At 58.6% G+C, this 19,307-nt stretch carries 21 protein-coding genes; 13 read left to right on the top strand and 8 right to left on the bottom strand.

What is annotated here, in order from left to right; genetic code table 11:
* Positions 1 to 42: 42 nt before the first annotated feature.
* The gene (gene guaA, locus J7380_RS14110; RefSeq protein WP_209196428.1) at positions 43 to 1,602 is read right to left on the bottom strand and encodes a glutamine-hydrolyzing GMP synthase; all 1,560 of its coding nucleotides are present in this window, start codon (positions 1,600 to 1,602) and stop codon (positions 43 to 45) included.
* An 81-nt stretch (positions 1,603 to 1,683) separates the two neighbouring features.
* Here guaA and J7380_RS14105 point away from each other — a divergent pair, with 81 nt between their 5' ends.
* Positions 1,684 to 2,130, top strand: coding sequence for a GNAT family N-acetyltransferase (locus J7380_RS14105; protein ID WP_209196427.1), 447 nt, complete (start codon positions 1,684 to 1,686; stop codon positions 2,128 to 2,130).
* On the opposite strand, the gene J7380_RS14100 is transcribed toward J7380_RS14105, so the two are convergent.
* On the bottom strand, positions 2,127 to 2,828 hold the full coding sequence (locus tag J7380_RS14100; protein WP_209196426.1) for a DUF2270 domain-containing protein: 702 nt from the start codon (positions 2,826 to 2,828) through the stop codon (positions 2,127 to 2,129). The genes J7380_RS14105 and J7380_RS14100 overlap by 4 nt on opposite strands.
* A gap of 155 nt (positions 2,829 to 2,983) precedes the next feature.
* Between J7380_RS14100 and J7380_RS14095 the strand changes: the two genes are divergently transcribed.
* The gene (locus J7380_RS14095) at positions 2,984 to 4,528 is read left to right on the top strand and encodes a trimethylamine methyltransferase family protein (RefSeq protein WP_209196425.1); all 1,545 of its coding nucleotides are present in this window, start codon (positions 2,984 to 2,986) and stop codon (positions 4,526 to 4,528) included.
* Here the strand turns inward: J7380_RS14095 and J7380_RS14090 are convergent, their stop codons facing one another.
* Positions 4,529 to 4,828 carry a DUF6477 family protein gene (locus J7380_RS14090; RefSeq protein ID WP_209196424.1) on the bottom strand — a complete coding sequence of 100 codons (300 nt, stop codon included), beginning with the start codon at positions 4,826 to 4,828 and terminating at the stop codon, positions 4,529 to 4,531.
* A gap of 242 nt (positions 4,829 to 5,070) precedes the next feature.
* On the opposite strand from J7380_RS14090, the gene J7380_RS14085 reads away from it, so the two are divergent.
* The gene (locus J7380_RS14085; RefSeq protein ID WP_209196423.1) at positions 5,071 to 6,177 is read left to right on the top strand and encodes a DUF6456 domain-containing protein; all 1,107 of its coding nucleotides are present in this window, start codon (positions 5,071 to 5,073) and stop codon (positions 6,175 to 6,177) included.
* A gap of 49 nt (positions 6,178 to 6,226) precedes the next feature.
* The gene (locus tag J7380_RS14080; protein ID WP_209196422.1) at positions 6,227 to 7,150 is read left to right on the top strand and encodes a hydrogen peroxide-inducible genes activator; all 924 of its coding nucleotides are present in this window, start codon (positions 6,227 to 6,229) and stop codon (positions 7,148 to 7,150) included.
* A gap of 48 nt (positions 7,151 to 7,198) precedes the next feature.
* On the opposite strand, the gene J7380_RS14075 is transcribed toward J7380_RS14080, so the two are convergent.
* Positions 7,199 to 7,747 carry a peroxiredoxin gene (locus tag J7380_RS14075; protein ID WP_209196421.1) on the bottom strand — a complete coding sequence of 183 codons (549 nt, stop codon included), beginning with the start codon at positions 7,745 to 7,747 and terminating at the stop codon, positions 7,199 to 7,201.
* A 264-nt stretch (positions 7,748 to 8,011) separates the two neighbouring features.
* Here J7380_RS14075 and lipA point away from each other — a divergent pair, with 264 nt between their 5' ends.
* Both lipA and J7380_RS14065 read left to right on the top strand, forming a co-directional pair.
* Entirely contained in the window at positions 8,012 to 8,962 is a 951-nt protein-coding gene (gene lipA, locus J7380_RS14070) for a lipoyl synthase (RefSeq protein ID WP_170353094.1), read from the top strand.
* Entirely contained in the window at positions 8,959 to 10,101 is a 1,143-nt protein-coding gene (locus J7380_RS14065; RefSeq protein WP_209196420.1) for an amidohydrolase, read from the top strand. The genes lipA and J7380_RS14065 overlap by 4 nt, the downstream gene beginning before the upstream one ends.
* Before the next feature lie 4 nt (positions 10,102 to 10,105).
* Here J7380_RS14065 and J7380_RS14060 read toward each other — a convergent pair whose 3' ends face one another.
* Complete coding sequence (locus tag J7380_RS14060; RefSeq protein WP_209196419.1) at positions 10,106 to 10,465, bottom strand: hypothetical protein; 360 nt, start codon at positions 10,463 to 10,465, stop codon at positions 10,106 to 10,108.
* A 133-nt stretch (positions 10,466 to 10,598) separates the two neighbouring features.
* Positions 10,599 to 11,141 (bottom strand): hypoxanthine phosphoribosyltransferase, encoded by a 543-nt coding sequence (hpt, locus tag J7380_RS14055; RefSeq protein WP_170353097.1) that lies wholly within the window; start codon positions 11,139 to 11,141, stop codon positions 10,599 to 10,601.
* 73 nt (positions 11,142 to 11,214) lie between these two features.
* On the opposite strand from hpt, the gene J7380_RS14050 reads away from it, so the two are divergent.
* Entirely contained in the window at positions 11,215 to 11,661 is a 447-nt protein-coding gene (locus J7380_RS14050) for a type II toxin-antitoxin system RatA family toxin (RefSeq protein ID WP_170750955.1), read from the top strand.
* Positions 11,662 to 11,699: 38 nt separating this feature from the next.
* Positions 11,700 to 12,995 (top strand): MmgE/PrpD family protein, encoded by a 1,296-nt coding sequence (locus J7380_RS14045; protein WP_209196418.1) that lies wholly within the window; start codon positions 11,700 to 11,702, stop codon positions 12,993 to 12,995.
* Here the strand turns inward: J7380_RS14045 and pyrC are convergent.
* On the bottom strand, positions 12,992 to 14,029 hold the full coding sequence (gene pyrC, locus J7380_RS14040; RefSeq protein WP_209196417.1) for a dihydroorotase: 1,038 nt from the start codon (positions 14,027 to 14,029) through the stop codon (positions 12,992 to 12,994). The genes J7380_RS14045 and pyrC overlap by 4 nt on opposite strands.
* A 152-nt stretch (positions 14,030 to 14,181) precedes the next feature.
* Between pyrC and J7380_RS14035 the strand changes: the two genes are divergently transcribed.
* Together J7380_RS14035 and J7380_RS14030 are read left to right on the top strand one after the other, a co-directional pair.
* The gene (locus J7380_RS14035) at positions 14,182 to 15,090 is read left to right on the top strand and encodes a MoxR family ATPase (RefSeq protein WP_209196416.1); all 909 of its coding nucleotides are present in this window, start codon (positions 14,182 to 14,184) and stop codon (positions 15,088 to 15,090) included.
* Positions 15,090 to 16,346 carry a VWA domain-containing protein gene (locus J7380_RS14030; RefSeq protein ID WP_209196415.1) on the top strand — a complete coding sequence of 419 codons (1,257 nt, stop codon included), beginning with the start codon at positions 15,090 to 15,092 and terminating at the stop codon, positions 16,344 to 16,346. The genes J7380_RS14035 and J7380_RS14030 overlap by 1 nt, the downstream gene beginning before the upstream one ends.
* 2 nt (positions 16,347 to 16,348) lie before the next feature.
* Here the strand turns inward: J7380_RS14030 and J7380_RS14025 are convergent, their stop codons facing one another.
* The gene (locus tag J7380_RS14025; RefSeq protein WP_209196414.1) at positions 16,349 to 16,849 is read right to left on the bottom strand and encodes a hypothetical protein; all 501 of its coding nucleotides are present in this window, start codon (positions 16,847 to 16,849) and stop codon (positions 16,349 to 16,351) included.
* Positions 16,850 to 17,073: 224 nt separating this feature from the next.
* Between J7380_RS14025 and J7380_RS14020 the strand changes: the two genes are divergently transcribed.
* The 3 genes from J7380_RS14020 to J7380_RS14010 all read left to right on the top strand — a co-directional run.
* The gene (locus J7380_RS14020; RefSeq protein WP_209196413.1) at positions 17,074 to 18,042 is read left to right on the top strand and encodes an XdhC family protein; all 969 of its coding nucleotides are present in this window, start codon (positions 17,074 to 17,076) and stop codon (positions 18,040 to 18,042) included.
* Positions 18,039 to 19,040 carry a molybdopterin-binding protein gene (locus J7380_RS14015; RefSeq protein ID WP_209196412.1) on the top strand — a complete coding sequence of 334 codons (1,002 nt, stop codon included), beginning with the start codon at positions 18,039 to 18,041 and terminating at the stop codon, positions 19,038 to 19,040. The genes J7380_RS14020 and J7380_RS14015 overlap by 4 nt, the downstream gene beginning before the upstream one ends.
* 109 nt (positions 19,041 to 19,149) lie before the next feature.
* On the top strand, positions 19,150 to 19,307 hold a 158-nt coding region (locus tag J7380_RS14010), incomplete at its 3' end, for a 2Fe-2S iron-sulfur cluster-binding protein (RefSeq protein ID WP_209196691.1).

Raw genomic sequence — 19,307 nt, 5'->3', positions numbered from 1 at the left:
GCGCAGAAACAAAAAAGCCGGGCGATGGCCCGGCTTTTTGCGTCATTCCCACTCGATTGTGCCCGGAGGTTTCGAGGTAATGTCATAGGTGCATCGGTTGATCCCCTTGACCTCGTTGATGATCCGCGTGGCCGTCTCGCCCAGGAATTCATGTGTGAAGGGATAATAATCTGCGGTCATGCCATCGACCGAGGTCACCGCCCGCAGGGCGCAGGCATAATCATAGGTGCGCCCGTCGCCCATCACGCCCACGGTGCGCACGGGCAGGATCGCCACGAAGGCCTGCCAGATCTCATCATAAAGACCGTGCTTGCGAATCTGGTCGATATAGACCGCATCCGCCTCGCGCAGAATTTCCAGCTTTTCGCGGGTGATTTCGCCGGGGCAGCGGATCGCCAGGCCGGGGCCGGGGAAGGGGTGACGGCCGATGAAACTCTGAGGCAGGCCCAGTTCGCGGCCCAAAGCGCGTACTTCGTCCTTGAACAGCTCGCGCAGGGGTTCGACCAGCTTCAGGCCCATTTTCTCGGGCAGGCCGCCGACATTATGGTGCGACTTGATCGTGACCGAGGGTCCGCCGGAAAAAGACACGGATTCAATGACATCGGGGTACAAAGTGCCCTGCGCCAGGAACTCGGCCCCGTCGATGGTGTCGGCGTGTTTCTGGAATACGTCGATGAACAGCTTGCCGATGATCTTGCGCTTGGTCTCGGGGTCGGACTGGCCTTCCAGTTCGCCAAGGAACAGGTCGCTTTCATCGGCGTGGATCAGCTGGATGTTATAGTTGTCGCGGAACATGCCGACGACTTCCTCGGCCTCGTTCTTGCGCAGCAACCCATGGTCGACAAACACGCAGGTCAGCTGATCGCCGATCGCCTCGTGGATCAGGATCGCCGCGACCGAGCTGTCGACACCACCGGACAAGCCGCAGATGACCTTCTTGTCGCCCACCTGTTCGCGGATCTGTTCGATCATCTGCTCGCGATAGGCGCCCATGGTCCAGTCGCCGCTGAACCCGGCCAGTTTGACGAAATTCTCATACAGTTTCGCACCTTTGGGGGTGTGGTGCACTTCGGGGTGGAACTGCACCGCATAGAAATGACGCGCGCTGTCGGCGGTGATGGCAAAGGGCGCATTTGGAGACGTCCCGAACACCTCAAACCCCGGAGCGATTTCACTGACGTGATCGCCATGGCTCATCCAGACCTGCTCGTCACCCTCGGCGAACCAACCGTCCAGAATGTCCAACTGACCCTTAGGAGTGACGAAGGCACGACCGAATTCGGCAGTACCGTGGCCGCTTTCGACCTTGCCGCCCAGTTGGTGCATCATCACTTGCTGGCCATAGCAAATGCCAAGGATCGGCACGCCATAGTCGAAAATTTCCTGCGGGGCGCGGGGTGAGCCCTCGCGCGTAACGCTGTCCGGTCCGCCTGAGAAGATTACAGCTTTGGGTGCCATCTGGCGCACAAAGTCCATAGTAACATTCTGGTAGGGGTGGATTTCGCAGTAGACGTTCAGCTCGCGCAGGCGACGGGCGATAAGCTGCGTTACCTGGCTGCCGAAGTCGATGATCAATAGGCGGTCATGGGATGTCTGGCTCATGGTTGGCTATTAGGTCGCACGGCGGCTATGTGCAAGCGTTATGAGGTGTTTCTGACCAGATACGAGAGGGAGATTGGATCAATGACTGCCATTCGTTTCGCGAACGCGACTCAGAAAGACACCACGGCGATCACTAATTGCATAAAGGCGGCTTATTTTAATGCGCGTGAATACCTTACCGATTTACCGGATGTGACTGCGGGTATTGATCGGGATATCGCTGAAAACAGGGTGGTTATGGCCGTTTCAGAGGACCGTTTGGCGGGGGTGATCATTTTTGCACGGCAAGGCGCCGAGATGAAGGTTTTCAATCTGGCCGTCTCACCAAAGGCGCAAGGGCAGGGAATAGCCGGAAAGCTGCTTGCCCGGGCCGAGGCCGAAGCGCGCGAAGCCGGATGCACCCTGATGGTATTGCGCACGCACCGGCTGATGCAAGATACCCGCGCGATCTACGCGCATCTGGGTTGGATTGAAACAGAAGTCAGCGGAAATTCCGTGGCCATGCAAAAAACGCTTGAAGCAGATTAGCCCATCGATTCCGATTTTTCACTGCCTCGATGAGAGGCACGGCTAACATCGGCCCGGTAACTCCAGATCGCGATGAGGGACCAGCAAAGTATGTAGAAAATGCCTGTGAGGATAAGAAACTCACCGGGAATGGGGCCGACATCAGCTCGATCGAGGGCCTGATGAAAACTTTCAACCGGTGTCGGATGGACCGAAATCTTGACGCAAAAGGCAAGGCTCTGGATCAGTAAAATCCACAGATAATTCCTTCGGATTCGCCGCCCGATCGCGATCATCAGGCTGACGTGGTAGCGTGGGTGCAAATAGTCCTGAGCCAAAACCTTTTGCCAGTTCTCTTCCATGTGAAGATCGCCGTCATACAGAAGTGGTGCATAGAAATGGGTTTCCAGCCATCTGGCCCGGGCGCGCCACACATTGAAATACCGGTAACGCCGCGCTTCGAGCATCAGGAAAAGGATAATCAGAACGCCAACAAGTACCAGTGGAAGCGGCGAAGCCTCGGGCGATGAAAAAGAAATCGACAGCGCAACGCCCAATGTGACAACTGCCCAGTTGGTCGTGGTATCCAGCCGTGTGCGCCAGATCGTGCTCCGGTAGACTTCGCCGCGGTATAGATGCGCAACTGCACCAATCTCGGCCGCGTCCAGACTTTTTCGTTCCGCAGATGGGCCCGCGGCGTGAGGCGTTTCCGAATCCATTCTTACATTTTGAGCATTCGAGAAATGGGGTCAAAACAAAAGCGAATGACGGATCATGTCGCTTTTACCCCTATTGCGACGCAATCCACGTCTGGTGACTCCGGCTGTTCCGGTAACACAATGTCCAACGTGAACATGTTTAACGGGATCATCTCATGACAGAGGCAAACACCCGACGCAGAGCCAGAAGCGGTGGCGGAGCCGCCCGCCGGGCCGAGCGTACCGCGGTTCGTATCGAAACGGCGAAGTATATCGAGCGCAATATTCCGAACTTTGAAGTTTTGAACGAGGAAGCGCTGGAAATTATCGAAAGCAACGCTGAAACCATTCTGGCCGAGGTTGGCGTCAACTTTGTCGACAACCCCGCTGCACTAGAGCGCTGGAAGAACGCCGGTGCCGACATTGATGGCGAGCGTGTGCGTATCCCCCGAGGGTTGGCGCGTGAACTGATCAAAACCGCACCCAGCGAGTTCACCCAGCACGCCCGCAATCCCGAGAAATCGGTGGTCATCGGTGGCCGCAATCTGGTTCTGGCTCCGGTCTATGGCCCGCCCTTCGTGCGCGATGCGCAGGGCGGTCGCCGCTATGCGACCATGGATGATTTCAACAAGTTCGTGAAACTGGCCTACATGTCCAAGTGGTTGCACCACTCGGGTGGTACGGTCTGCGAACCGACAGATGTGCCGGTGAACAAGCGCCACCTGGATATGTTGATGGCGCATATGACTTTGTCGGACAAACCCTTTATGGGTTCGGTTACCGACCCAAGCCGCGCGCAGGACTCGGTCGAGATGTGCGAGATTCTGTTCGGCAAAGAGTTCGTGCAGGAAAACACCGTCATGACCTCGTTGACCAACATCAACTCGCCGATGACCTTCGACGATGTGATGATGGGCTCGCTGGAGGTGTACGCCGCGAACAATCAAGCCTGCATCATCTCGCCCTTCATCGTGGGCGGTGCGATGGCTCCGGTTTCGGTAGCGGGGACGCTGACGCAAGTTCTGGCCGAGGTTCTGGCCGGTGTCGCCTATAGCCAGATCATCCGTCCCGGCGCACCAGCGATCTTTGGCGCGTTTGTGTCGTCGATCGACATGAATTCGGGCGCGCCAACCTTCGGGACGCCTGAGGCGTCTTTGGTTACCTATGGTGCGGGTCAGCTGGCACGTCGCCTTGGGTTGCCATACCGGTCAGCAGGGTCGTTCTGCGGTTCGAAACTGCCTGACGCGCAGGCCGCATATGAAACCGCGAACTCGCTGAACATGGGGCTGATGGCCGGTGTTAACTTTATGTTGCATTCCTGTGGCTGGCTGGAAGGTGGTCTGGTGGCGGACTTTGAAAAGTTCGTCATGGATGCTGATCAGTTGGGTGTTCTGCACGGCGTGGCCAAAGGCGTCGCCTTTGACGACAACGCACAGGCAATGGATGCGATCCGCGAAGTGGGCCCCGGTGGTCACTACCTTGGCTGCGCCCACACGCAGGCCAACTTCAAGGACGCGTTCTGGAAATCGGAACTGCTTGACTACAAGCCGTTCGAAACCTGGGAAGATGAAGGCGGTCGGGATACTCGGCAGCTGGCTACTTCGCGGGTCGAACATCTGCTGGCGAACTACCAGCAGCCGCAGCTCGACCCGGCGATCCATGCCGCTCTGAACGAGTATATCGAGAAGAAAAAGGCCTCTATGCCCGACGCTTTTGCCTGATCACTGATATTGCGCGGCGCGGCTGGCTTTGTACAGCTGCGCCTCGCCCAAGAGCGCGATCAACAGGTCCAGATGGCGGACCAGAGAATAGGCGGCGTCTTCGGCCAGCCTTTGCGCGTTTACATCTTTCTCCATTTCCATCAACTGCATGAGTGCCGCGCCAGATCCGGGCAGTGCACCATAGCCCAACAGGCGTTGAAGGTGACGATCTCGATCGTAGTCTTGCGCTCCGTGTTTTGCGGCCCGCGCCAGCAAACGAGGGCGGCGGAGGGCGGTGATCATGGTCATCAGGTCCTGCATGTCGGGGTTCCTTGGTCCGAGTAAAAGTTGCCCTCTTTGTCACACAACCTAAACGGGCGTTGCCTCAACCGCATTCCCTCCGAACGATGGTTTCATGAGTGTTTATGATTTTGAAGCAAATCTGGTTTTCGTCCCTGTTGGTTAACGAACGAGTAACGAAAGCGGCTCTAGTTAGAATTGGTTAACACATTTATCGGGGGCGATTGGGAACGGAATTGTTTTGTCGACGAGGGCAAGGAAATATGGAAAATAACGTGGCTTTTACCATTCCGGCTTGGGTACCCGAAGGGGCGCAGAGGTATCTCGCGCATACCGAAACCGGTCAGTCGATCCGCGATATAGCGCGGTCAGCGGGATGCCATGCGTCGACCATACTCAGACAAATTCGCCGGATTGAGATGCGGCGAGACGATCCGCTGGTGGATGCCGCGCTTCAGACGCTGGCGGAAGCTCATTTTTCGGACACAGCTCAACAGAGCTGCGCCTTTCCGGCCGCTCAGGAAGACGATCTTGCTGCGGCCGAGGAAAAATTCAATCGAGAGGCGATGCGCGTTCTCAGGCGGCTTTGCGAAACTGGGTCAGTTCTAGCCGTGGCCGAAGAAATGGATAAGGCCGTTGTGGTGCGCGATGCGGGTGACAGCGGTACCACGCGGACGGCGGTAGTGGATTGCAAAACCGCTCAAGCCTTGGCTTTGAAGGACTGGATCACGTGTGATAACCCCGGACGAATTTCACGTTATCGGATTTCGACTTCGGGTCGTGCCGCGCTTAGCCAGCTTGTGGCCGAGGCGGAAAACAAGGCACGTAACCGAAATGATTTCGGGTTGGCCGAGGCACAAGCGCCGTTTCAGACAGCCTCATCCCTTGCGCAAGTGGGCGCTGCAAAGGCAGAACGTCCTCGGCGCATACGTTACAGCGCCGCTGAAAGCCCTCTGATCGCCTTGGCACGGCGTCGGGATCGGGACGGAAAGCCTTTTCTGGACGAAGCACTGGTTCGGGCGGGTGAGAGGCTGCGCGAGGATTTTGAACTTGCTCAGATCGGTCCTCAGGTTGCGCAGAACTGGGATCATTTCCTGACGGCAGGCGGCCGCGGCAGTTTTGGCGCGGGTGCGAAGGACGGGCGGGGTTCGTCAGATGCGCGCGATCGGGTCGAGCGGGCTCTGTCCGACCTGGGGCCGGGACTCAGCGATGTTGCACTGCGCTGCTGCTGTTACCTGGAGGGTTTGGAACTGGCCGAGAAACGCATGGGGTGGTCTGCACGCTCGGGCAAAATTGTGCTGCGGATTGCACTTCAACGGTTGAAACGCCACTATGAGAGCCAAGCAGAAAAGAGCCGGATGATCGGCTAGCGCGATAATTTACGGTTGCGGATAATGCGTGTTGAGATAATCAGGGGTTATGAATTTTACACTCCGACAACTTCAGTATTTCAGCGCAGTGGCCGAACAGCGAAATTTCGGCAGGGCGGCACAGAAATGCAACGTGTCACAACCCGCCCTGTCAGTTCAAATCAAAACGCTTGAGGAAACGCTGGGCGGCCCGCTGTTTGAACGGCAAGCGCGCGACATCCTGTTAACCCCGTTGGGGCGGGATGTTCTGGACTATGCGCAGCAGGTTTTGGGGGCTGCTAATCGTCTCGACCAGTTTGCTCGGGATCATTCGGGCGGTCACCGGTCTTTGTCGATCGGGATCATACCGACGATTGCACCCTATATTCTGCCCGGCGTCTTGGCAGGATTGCGGACGATGGACGTTTCGTTGCGCGTGCAGATTCGCGAGGCGCGCACCGATCGACTGTTGGACATGCTACGGGCTGGTGACATTGATGCGGGGGTCATGGCTCTGCCCTCGGGCGGCTCTGAGTTGTTTGAGCAGCCTTTGTTCGAAGACAGGTTTTTACTGGCGGGCAGTGCTGGCCGGTTGCAAACCATGCAGCGCGACACCGAGGCTTTGCGACCGGTGGACCTTCAAACTACGCAGTTGATGCTTTTGGACGACGGGCATTGCCTGACAGATCAAGCGCTGGAGGTCTGCGGTCAGGACCGCAGCAGCGGCTTGATTAATATGGGGGCTTCTTCGCTGGCGACATTGTCGCGTCTTGTTGCCGAGGGATTTGGGTTGACCTTGATGCCGGAACTGGCCGCGCAGGCTGAGATTGGTGCTGTGCGAGGTCTAAGCTTAAAGCGTTTCGGCGCACCACAACCCTTCCGGACCGTAGGTTTGGTGCGTCGGATTTCTACCCGGGGTGAAGACTGGTTTGACAGTCTGGCCGGCGTCATCCGAGCAGTCGGAACGGATATCGTTTCGGCAACGCGGACATGAAAAGACCCGCCAACAGGGCGGGTCTTGCAGAGGTACTCAAAGTCGCGATCAGGCCAGAGTTAGTTCTTTCTCTGCTTCCAGATGCGTCATCAGATTTTCCGGAGATGACACGCCATAGGGGTCTTCGGGGCAGTTATCCATCAGTCCGGGCTCTTCGAACCACGCTTCGACAACGCCGTCGGTGATGATGGCCGCATAGCGCCACGAACGCATTCCGAATCCCAGATTGTCTTTGTCGACCAGCATCCCCATTTTACGTGTGAACTCGCCCGATCCATCGGGAATGACCTTGACGTTCTTCAAGCCCTGATCTTGCGCCCATTTGTTCATGACAAAGCTGTCATTGACCGACATGCAGTAGATCTCATCAATGCCGTTTTCCTTGAAGTCGGCAAAGCCGTTTTCAAAACCGGGCAGTTGGTAGGTCGAGCAGGTGGGCGTGAATGCACCGGGTAACGAGAACAGGATCACGCGCTTGTCGGCAAAGTAATCTGCGGTGGTCTTGTCTTCCCAGCGATAGGGGTTGGGGCCTTCGACGGCCTCGTCACGCACGCGGGTGCGGAAGGTCACTTTCGGCAGCTCGGTCCCGGTCTTCATGTTCAAATTCCTGTGATTCCTGTGTGAATTGAGGCGGATTTAAAACAGTTCTAAATGTGCTTCAATGCGATTGTTTTCGCAGATGCGAATTTTCTGATATTTATTGGAAGACGCTGAAATATCGCAATAATCGATTGAATCAGTACAGTCAGTATTCTGCAGATGCATGGTGCGCGGTCATGGCAGCTATGCACGGGTGGGCTAGCTTGTTACACAGGAATGTACTAAATCCCACTCAAGTGACCCTAAGTCAGGAAAGCCGCCGTGCGTGATCTGAAGATCCCCGAACAACGTCATCCCGAAAAAGCGCATCGTCAGGACAATGCGCAGCCGAAAAAACCGAAATGGATTCGGGTGCGGGCACCAGGGGGCAAGGGCTACGCAGAAACGCACAAGATTATGCGTGAAAACAATTTGGTCACCGTCTGCGAAGAAGCTGGGTGCCCCAATGTCGGCGAATGCTGGAGCCAGGGCCACGCCACCATGATGATCATGGGCGAAATATGTACCCGTGGCTGCACCTTCTGCAACATCGCCACTGGTCGCCCTGATGAACTGGACGCGTTCGAGCCGGGCCGCGTGGCCCATGCGGTGCAAAAGCTGGGTCTGAACCATGTGGTTATCACTTCGGTGGATCGCGATGATCTTGCCGATGGTGGGGCCGAGCATTTTGCGCAGACCATCCGCGCCGTGCGTCATCGCTCGCCCAAGACCACGATCGAGATCCTGACCCCCGATTTTCTGAAGTGTGATCCTGCGGTTCTGGAAACCGTGGTCGAGGCCAAGCCGGATGTTTTCAACCACAATCTGGAAACCGTTCCCGGCCTCTACCCGCAAGTCCGCCCCGGTGCGCGCTATTTCCACAGCCTGCGCCTGTTGCAGCGGGTGAAAGAGATGGACCCTTCGATCTTCACCAAATCCGGCATCATGGTCGGTCTGGGTGAAGGCGAGCAAGAGGTTCGGCAGGTTATGGATGACATGCGCGCTGCCGATATCGATTTCCTGACCATCGGCCAATACCTACAGCCGACGCCAAAACATCACGGTGTTGATCGCTTTGTAACGCCCGAGGAGTTCGCTTCATACGAGAAGGCTGCTTTTGGTAAAGGTTTCCTGATGGTATCGGCGACTCCGCTAACGCGTTCGTCCTATCATGCAGGTGACGACTTTGCGCGCCTGCGTGACGCGCGTCAGGCAAAGCTCGAACAAGGGTGAGCCCCGAGGTGTTGGCCCGGCTAACCCGGCTGCGGCACGAATTGCATCAATATCCTGAATTGTCCGGGCAGGAGGCCGAAACGGCCGCCCGGATCGCTGATGAATTGCGCGCGCGCGATGCCGATCAGGTATTGACCGGGATCGGCGGGCATGGCGTGGCTGGAATATTCGACAGCGGCCAGCTCGGGCCCACAGTGGCGATCCGTTGCGAGCTGGACGGGCTGCCGATTCAGGAAATATCGGATGCAAGCTATGCCTCACGCGTGGTGGGCAAGGGGCATCTGTGTGGACATGATGGCCATATGGTCATGGTTCTGGGCGTAGCTGATCATCTGGCGGAGACCCGCCCTAAAAGGGGTCGCGTGGTTCTGATCTTTCAACCCGCCGAGGAGACCGGGCAGGGGGCTGCAGCCTTTCGCGCTGATCCCCAGTTCGCGTCCATCGCGCCGGACCATGTATTTTCGTTGCACAATCTGCCCGGCCTTGCGCTGGGTGAGGTGTTGCTGTGTGAAGGCCCTGCCAACTGTGCGTCACGTGGCATGAGAGTGGTGCTTAAGGGTAAGACCTCGCACGCAGCGGAACCGCAGGATGGAGTCTCTCCGGCAAAAGCGCTTGCGTCTTTGATTCCACAACTGGCAGGTTTGGGATCGGGCGGCGCACTGAATGCCGATTTCGCCCTGACCACTGTGACCCACGCCCGGCTGGGCGAACCCACGTTTGGCGTCGCCCCGGGCGCGGCCGAGCTTTGGGTGACGCTGCGCACCGTATCCGACGCTCGGATGCAGAACCTGATCGCCGAAGCCAAAGCGCTTGTCGCCCAAACCGCAGAAACCCAGGGCCTTGCGGTTGAGATCACCTATGAGGATGTGTTCGAGGCCTGCACAAACAACGGGCAGGCTGTAGCCACTGTAGCTGAGGCCTGCGCCGCGCTCGGCGTTCCTTGTACTTTTACGACGGAACCCCAGAAATTTTCCGAGGACTTCGGCCAGTTTGGCAAAAGCGCCGCGGCGGCGATGTTTTGGCTGGGTGCCGGACAAGCGCACCCGCAATTGCACAATCCGGACTATGATTTTCCGGATGCGCTGATCCCTGTTGGGGTAGATGTATTCAGTGCAGCAATTCGATCTCTTGTAGGCTGAGCCCTCAGTTTACAAGATCACCGACGATTCCAACGGCATCAATAACTGTCTTTGTGTCATCGGATATCGACAGGATTTCGTCATCTACGCGGATATACCGCTGACCGGCGGGCAGGGGTTTCAACTTCCAACCATCCAGATCGTCAAGATAGTCAAAATCCAAGTCATTAGGGATTTTCTGACCTCGCGTATAACGCTTGATCTGTCCGGGCGGAACACCGACGCCTTTATTTGTTTTTACCGACTTTTCAATTTTCGACTTGTCGGGGCCTTGACCTTTGCCCTTGTTGTCCTTTGCTTCCGCAATTCCAACTGTTGCGGCTAGCGCGAAAGCCGCCAGAACCCCAATAGACAGTGTTTTCATATGTATAAAACCTCCCAAAGTACTCGAATGGTAGTCGCTTGCTGGGAGGAATGTCCAATAATATTCCAATAGATGAATTTTTAGGAGGCTTAACCACTGCTCCTTGCACAAGCTGGATAGGTCAGAAGGCCGCTCAGTCTTCGACAAATCGAACCTTACCGATAAACGGCAGGTTGCGGTTGCGCTGCGCGTAGTCGATGCCGTAGCCCACGACAAACTCATCAGGGATTTCAAACCCGATCCAGTCCGAGCGGAAATCGACCTCGCGGCGGCTGGGCTTGTCGAGCAAAGCGATGGATTTCAGCCGCGCGGGTTTACGGCTGCGCAACAGTTTGGTCACGTGGTTCAGGGTGTGGCCAGTATCGACGATATCTTCAACCACCAGTACATCGCGTCCTTCAATTGCGCCGCGCAAGTCTTTGAGAATACGTACTTCACGGCTGCTCTCCATCGAGTCGCCGTAGGAGGACGCCTCAAGGAAATCCACCTCGATTGGCAGATCTAGTTCACGCACCAGATCGGCGATGAACACAAAACTGCCGCGCAACAGACCCACAACAACCAGCTTGTCGGTGTTGCCGAATTCCTGCGTGATCTCGCGGCAAAGTTCTTCGATCCGGGCGGCTATGGCCTTGGCCGAGATCATCTCATCTATCACATATGCGCGGTCTGTCATCACTGCCCCCTTGATCTTTGGCGCGCAACATACGACATGACGCGCCATTGTCACCTGCAAATAGCGGACCGCCATGCCGACCCATTCCGAGACACGTCACCTGCCGTATACCGCTCAGCAGATGTATGACCTTGTCGCGGATGTGGCCAAGTACCCGCAGTTTTTGCCGTGGTGCGCGGCGGCCCGGATCAGGCGCACTTACGCGGCGGGCGAGGCCCAGGTGCTAGAGGCCGATCTTGTGATTTCCTTCAAAGTTTTCCGCGAACGGTTCGGCAGCCGTGTGACGCTACACGCCGAGGATCGCCGGATCGACACCGAATATCTGGACGGGCCGTTCAAATACATGAAGTCCGACTGGCAGTTCGAAGACGCGGCTGATGGGGGCTGCAACATCTCATTCCATGTGGATTTCGAATTCAAGAACGCCATCTTGCAGGGCATCATCGGCGTCGTCTTCAACGAAGCCATGCAGCGCGTGGTCAAAGCCTTCGAGGCCCGCGCCGCAGATTTGTACGGCTAAGGCTTTACCCATCCCCGGCGCACGCTAGACTGCGCCGCATGAGTGATTTTACCACCGCTTTGGCCGGGTTCGCGGCCGGTCCCGTATCCACGTCGCAGCAGGCTCGGATCGTTACGTCTTTGTCCGTTCTGGATTGGCTGGCCGTTGGGCGGGCAGGCGCGGAAGAACCCGTGTCGCAATCTGTCCGCGCGCTGGTTCTGGACGAAGGCGGCGCGGCGCAGGCGCATCTGTTCGGCGGTGGGGCAGCACCCTTACGTGGGGCGGCGCTGGTCAACGGGACGGTGTCGCACGCGCTGGATTATGACGACACGCATTTCGCCCATATTGGCCACCCCTCGGTTGCCATACTGCCAGCGGCTCTTGCGCTTGGTGAGTGGGACGACCGCATTCTGGTTGATGTTCTTGAGGCCGCTTTGGTGGGGATGGAGGTCTCGATCCGTGTGGGTCTTTGGTTGGGGCGCGACCATTATCAGGCCGGGTTTCATCAGACAGCAACAGCGGGTGCGTTTGGGGCAGCTGTCGCAGCGGGCCGAATTCTGCGGTTCGATGAGGGTCAGATGCGCAAGGTTCTGGGCCTGACAGCGACCCGCGCGGCGGGGCTCAAGGCGCAGTTCGGGACGATGGGCAAACCCTATAACGCGGGGCTTGCGGCCTCGGCCGGGGTCGAGGCCGCGCTACTGATCGTCAAAGGGTTCGACCCTAACGCGGATGCGCTGGAGGGCCCCTATGGGTTCGGGGCTACGCATCAGGGGCAGGGTGATGTGCAGACCGCTCTGGACGGATTGGGCGAGGATTGGCTGTTCACATCCGTAAGCCATAAGTTTCACGCTTGCTGCCACGGCCTGCACGCGGCGCTGGAGGCCGCACGCGCGTTGGACATCGCCGAACCCGAAGTGGCCGAGATCACGGTCAAGACCCATCCGCGCTGGATGAGCGTGTGCAACCAGATGTCTCCGACCACTGGGTTGGGGGCCAAGTTTTCATACCGGACGGTGATTGCGATGCAAGCGTTGGGGTATGACACCGCCTTGCCCGCCAGCTATTCCCAGAAGACATGCGCCGATCCGCGCCTGATCTCGCTGCGCGACCGCGTTACGGTCGAAGCGGATGAAACGCTGTCCGAGACACAAGCCCACCTGACCCTGCTGCGCCGCGACGGCGCGCGCAAAGAGGCCAGCCATGACCTGCTGGCCCCAATGCCTCTGTCCGAGCGTGAAGACCGGGTGCGTGGCAAGGCTGCCAAGCTGATCGGAGGTGATGAGGCGGACGCGATCTGGTCGATGCTGCGCACCGGTGGCCGCGCCCGCGATCTGGCAGAGCTGCTGGCGGGTTAAACCACCCGCCAGTGCAGCGGGAAACCGGGGTCGAACACCGTAACAGGCCCATCACCGGACTCGATCTTGTCGGGATAGACGACCGCTTCGCCCTTGGTCAGCGTGATCGTGCCCTCATTCACCGGCAGGCCATAAAAGCCCGGACCATTGAGCGAGGTAAACCCTTCCAGCTTGTCCAATGCCCCCTCGCGGTCGAACATCTCGGCCACCAGTGACATGGTGTTGGTCGCGGTGAAACACCCAGCGCAGCCACAGGCCATTTCCTTGTTCGCATCCGTATGCGGTGCGCTGTCGGTGCCCAGAAAGAACCGTTTATCGCCCGAGGTCGCCGCGGCCAGCAACGCCAGCCGGTGTTCCTCGCGCTTGGCGACGGGCAGACAGTAGTAATGAGGCTTGATCCCGCCGACCAGAATATGGTTGCGGTTGATGATCAGGTGATGCGCCGTGATCGTCGCGCCCAGATCGGTGTCATTAGCCTTGACGTAATCCACGCCGTTCGCGGTGGTGATATGCTCCATCACCACGCGCAAGCCGGGGGTCGACTTACGGATCGGGTCCAGAACACGGTCGATGAAAACGGCCTCGCGGTCGAAAATGTCGATCTCAGAGTCCGTGACCTCGCCATGCACACACATGGGCAGGCCAATCTCGGCCATCTTTTCCAGCACCGGACGTATCTGGTCGAAATCCCGCACACCCGAGGCCGAATTGGTCGTGGCCCCCGCTGGGTACAGCTTGCACGCCTTGATCAGCCCGCTGGCATGGGCGGCGGCGACGTCTTCGGCATCCGTGTCCTCGGTCAGATAGAGGGTCATCAGCGGCTCAAAGCTCATCCCGTCGGGCAGGGCGGCCAGAATGCGGTCGCGATAGGCGGCGGCCTGATCGCCGCGCACCACGGGCGGTACAAGGTTCGGCATGATGATCGCGCGGGCGAAATGGCGCGCGGTTTCGGGCAGGACAGCTTCCAGCATCGCGCCATCGCGCAAATGCAGATGCCAGTCGTCGGGGCGGCGGATCGTCAGGGTATCGGTCATGGCCACCGGCTAGCACAGAGCGCGCAGCCGTAAAAGGCCCCGAATGCGCGGCTGCCCCTTGTCAATATGCCCGAACGTCGTAACTCCTTGCAAAGCCCCGGTCTTGACGCGCGCGCGCTGTCGTGACCTCTTGTGCCCCGAGGGAGATCGCCATGACACAGCCAAATTCCATCGACGCCGTTCAGACCATGCTGGGCGATCAGGGCTATGTCTGCGGACGGGCCTTGGCCACGGTCGTCTTCCTGTCGCTGAAACTGGGCCGCCCGCTGTTTCTGGAAGGTGAGGCCGGGGTCGGCAAGACCGAGATCGCCAAGGCGCTGGCCGCCGGGCTGAACCGCCGCCTGATCCGCCTGCAGTGTTACGAGGGGCTGGATGCGTCCTCGGCCGTTTACGAATGGAACTTCCCGGCGCAAATGGTGGCTATCCGCACCGCCGAGGCATCGGGCGGGGCCGACCGGGGTGCCCTGCAATCCGAGCTGTTTTCGAACGACTACCTGATCGAACGCCCGCTGCTGCAGGCTATGCGCCCGGACGAACACGGTGCGCCGGTCCTGCTGATTGATGAATTGGACCGCACGGATGAACCGTTCGAGGCGTTCCTGCTGGAGGCGCTCAGCGATTTTCAGGTCACGATCCCCGAACTGGGCACCGTCAAAGCGCCGGAGCCGCCCATTGTCATCGTCACCTCGAACCGCACGCGCGAGGTGCATGACGCCCTGAAACGCCGCTGCCTCTATCATTGGGTCGACTACCCCGATTTCGATCGTGAGATTGAAATCCTCCACGCCCGCGCACCCGAAGCGGCACAGCAGCTGAGCCGCGAGGTGGTGGCCTTCGTCCAGCATTTGCGCACCGAAGACCTGTTCAAGAAACCTGGCGTTGCGGAGACGATAGACTGGGCCAAATGCCTGCTGGCACTGGATGTGATCAACCTCAGCCCCGAAGTGATCGGCGACACACTGGGCGCGATCCTGAAGTACCAGGACGACATCCAGAAACTGCAGGGGTCCGAGGCAAAGCGCATTCTGGACGAAGCCAAAGCCACGCTTGAACCGATGTGATGGCGGAGCAGCTTCCCCTAGATATCCCAGATGACCCCAAACTGGCGCAGAACATCACCCATTTCGCGCGGGCCCTGCGCAAGGCGGGCTTGCCCATAGGTACGGGTCGTGTTGTCGATGCCATCCGCGCGGTGCAGGCTGCCGGGTTCTCGGAAAAGCAGGATTTCTACTGGACCCTGCACGCCTGTTTCGTGAACCGTCCCGAACATCGCACGGTGTTCGCGCAGGTCTTTCGTATGTATTGGCGCGACCCGCGGTATATGGAGCATATGATGGCCATGATGCTGCCGGCGATCCGTGGTGTTCAGGAAGACCGCAAGGCCGACGCGGGCGAAAAGCGCGCGGCCGAGGCACTGCTGGACGGGGTCGAACGCGATCAGCCGGAAACGCAAGATTCGGGCGAAGAGACAGAGCTTGAGATCGACGCTTCTCAAACGGCCTCGACCGAGGAACGCCTCCGCAGTCTGGATTTCGAGCAGATGAGCACTGCCGAGATCGCGCAGGCCAAGCGCATATTGGCGCGCATGACGCTACCCGTAAAACCAATCGCATCCCGGCGCGGTCAAGCCAGCCATGTAGGGCAAAGGATCGACCGCGCCCGCACTTTGCGCGCCGCCATGCGCCAGGGTGGAGAGTTGCACGAAATCGCCCGACAAAAACCCCGAACCCGCTGGCCAAATCTGGTGGTGCTGTGTGATATCTCGGGGTCGATGAGCCAATACAGCCGCATTATCCTGCATTTTCTGCACTCGGTCTCGAACGCGAAAGGCGCTGGATGGGCCAAGGTTCACGCGTTCACTTTCGGGACGCGGCTGACCAATATCACCCGCCACCTGCATCAGCGCGATGTGGACGCCGCTTTGGCCGCCGCTGGGGCGGAAGCGCAGGATTGGGAGGGCGGCACCCGCATCGGCGAATGCCTTCACGCGTTCAACCGCGACTGGTCGCGGCGCGTCATGGGGCAGGGCGCGGTGGTTCTGCTGATCTCGGACGGATTGGACCGGGGCGAACCGCAAGCGCTGGGGAAAGAGATGGAGCGTCTGCACCTTTCCGCCCGCCGTCTGATCTGGCTGAACCCACTGCTGCGCTGGGACGGGTTTGCACCTAAGGCGCAGGGCGTGGCCGCGATGCTGCCGCATGTGGACAGCTTTCGGGCCGGGCATTCGATTGCTTCGCTCGAGGATCTTGCCGAGGTCATCTCGAAACCCGATGACATGGGTGAGAAAGCGCGGCTGATGACCGCGCTTTCAAGTTAGAGTTAACTTAGCTGTTCTTCGTTGCACTTGCGGGCCATTTCCATGGCCTTGTAGGTACCAGTCAGATCCACGGTGAAGGCAAATTCCTTCTCGGGGAAGACAAGCATCACCTTTTGCTTGGCGATGTCTTCAGCGAATTGGGGATCATTGGACAGAACGTATCCGCCCGAATACCCCTTGGTGATGTTGCCTTTCATGCCGGTGGCTTCACCGATATAGAGGTTGTCGCCCAGCAGAATTGCCACAGCCTCGGTATCGCCGCGCTTGATGTCTGTTTCTTCTTTGGTGAAGACGCCTACATAGCCAACGCCGCGATCTTCGGTTAGTCCCATCTGAACCACGTTTTCGGCGTCATCGATGGCCTCAATCAGGCAGGATTTCTTGTCCTGATCAATGAATACCTTCCAGCCCTCGACCTCGCCATAGCGCAGGAATGTATCTGCACTGACTGCCGTGGATGCCAAAAGTCCGATTGCTGTTCCGAGTGCAAAAATGCGTTTCAACTCTTTGTCTCCCTTGTGAAAATTAAATATGCGCATATTGGAATGCCGCAGGGGTATGTGTAGGCTAGAATCAGCTCTGTCGACAATCAATGCTTTGCGGTGAATTGTAAAAACTCAGCCAATTCACGCCTAACCCTGACTGTGGTTTCTGACCCTAAAGTCGGGGTTCCTTTTCATCTGGCCAAACCTGCCTATGTTGGGTCAAAGCACTATGGGAGGGCGCAATGGATAGATTCGACAACAGCCCAGAAACTGCGCTGCGCTGGTTCAGCGATGGAAAAAAGGCCGCGCTTGCCACCGTGGTTGAGACTTGGGGAAGCGCCCCGCGCCGTGTGGGCGCGCAGTTGGTCATTGGCGGCGATGGTCGGATCGAAGGTTCGGTGTCTGGCGGGTGCGTCGAAGGTGCGGTAATTGTCGAAGCATTGGAAGCCATTGATGAAGGCGAAGCCCGTCTGTTGGAGTTTGGCGTCAGCGACGAAGATGCGTTTGCCGTCGGTCTGGCGTGTGGCGGTACGATCCGGGTGCTGGTCGAGCCCATCGGAAGCGTTCTGCCCGAACCCATGCTGCGTGAACTGGTCGAGGCGCGGGCCGCGCGAGAACCACTCGCCTATGTGGTCAATGTCGAGACCGGCCACCGCGCGCTGCGTCGCAACGCGTATGCCGACCGGCTGCGCATGGATCGCTCGGGGTTTGAAGAGGACGGCAAGACCTTTGTGGCTGTTCACAACCCACCTTTGCGCCTGATCGTTGTGGGCGCGGTTCACATTGCGCAGGCGCTGGTGCCGATGGCGCGGATTGCGGGCTATGACCCTGCGATTATCGACCCAAGGGATGCATTTGCATCCAGCGCCCGGTTTCCGGGTGAAACCATCCTGACCGATTGGCCAGATGAGGCTGTCGCTAAACTGGGTCTGGATTCGCGCACAGCTGTTGTATTGCTGACTCATGACCCAAAGCTTGACGATCCCGCATTGGAATCCGCACTGCAGGCCGGAGTGTTTTATATCGGAGCCCTCGGCTCAACCCGGACCCATGCCAAACGCGTGGCCCGTATGACCGAAGCCGGGTTCACCGAAGATCAGATAGCCCGCATTCATGGTCCGATTGGTTTGGATATCGGTGCTGCTGACCCGTCCGAAATCGCGGTCGCAATACTGGCTCAGATGACCGCCGTGTTACGGGGGAAAGCGTGAAATTCGGGCCTGTCCCCGTTGCCGAGGCGGCTGGCGCGATCCTTGCCCACTCGATCAAGGTCGGTGACCGCAAGCTGCGTAAAGGCATCACGCTAACGGCAGACCACATCAACGACCTGACCGAGGCTGGCCTTGGCTCCGTCACTGTCGCGCGACTTGAACCGGGTGACTGTCACGAGGATGAGGCCGCCCGGATCCTGGCTGCCGCTCTGGCTCCGAATCCTGTCGAGGCGGGCTTGCGCGTCACCCAACCTTTCACCGGTCGGGTGAACCTGCTGTCGGATGGACCGGGCGTCGCCGTGCTGGATGTTGAGGCGTTGGAGGCCTTCAATCGCGTCAACCCGATGATCACTGTCGCGACCGTTCCTCAGTATCAGCAGATGGGCGAAGGCGGGATGGTGGCGACGATCAAGGTCATCTCGTACGCCGTGCCGGGTGGCGATGTAATGCACGCCGCTCGTTTGGCGCAGGCGTCCATTCGTATGGTCTCGCCGGTTCATGCAACGGCGGGGTTGGTGGTTACCGATATCCCCGGAGGACCACCGAATGAAAAGGGGATCGCAGCAATCCGTGGCCGCGTCGAAGCCTTGGGGATGCAGTTGGCAGACGTTCGGATTGTTCCGCATCAGGCGGAACCTTTGTCCACGGCTGTGTCCGACGCTGCCGGGGATATCGTCATGATCCTGACCGGGTCGGCCACGTCCGACGTGTTCGATGTTGCGCCCGAGGCTGTTCGCGCCGCCGGAGGGCAGGTGGACCGCTTTGGTATGCCGGTCGATCCGGGCAACCTGTTATTTCTCGGCTCGCTTGGCGACAGGCCCGTGATTGGCCTGCCGGGCTGCGCGCGTTCACCGGCACTGAACGGGGCCGATTGGGTCTTGTCCCGCGTGGCCTGTGGGATCGAAACAACTGGGCTTGATATCGCTGGAATGGGGGTCGGCGGCTTGCTGAAAGAGATCCCGACACGACCGCAACCCCGCTCTTCTCGGAAACCGTGATGGGGTTGGGTTGCCCGACAATCCTCTGAACCGTCTCAGATTTTTGTTCTCAAATGAAAACCCGCGTGTTTAACTCGGCCTGAGGAATAACACGAAACGGGAGGGTTTCATGACACAGGTCTCGATGACTGTGAACGGCTTAGCTGTGAGCGGTGAAGTTGAGGGTCGGACGTTATTGTCTGGATTTTTGCGTGAACATTTGGGGATGACCGGGACGCATGTTGGGTGTGACACGGCGCAATGTGGTGCGTGTGTTGTGCATGTGGA

The sequence above is a fragment of the Ruegeria sp. R8_1 genome, assembly GCF_017743815.1.
Taxonomy (GTDB): domain Bacteria; phylum Pseudomonadota; class Alphaproteobacteria; order Rhodobacterales; family Rhodobacteraceae; genus Ruegeria; species Ruegeria lacuscaerulensis_A.
The sequence above is the reverse complement of the archived record's forward strand: the minus strand, read 5'-3'. Positions and strand labels throughout refer to the sequence as shown.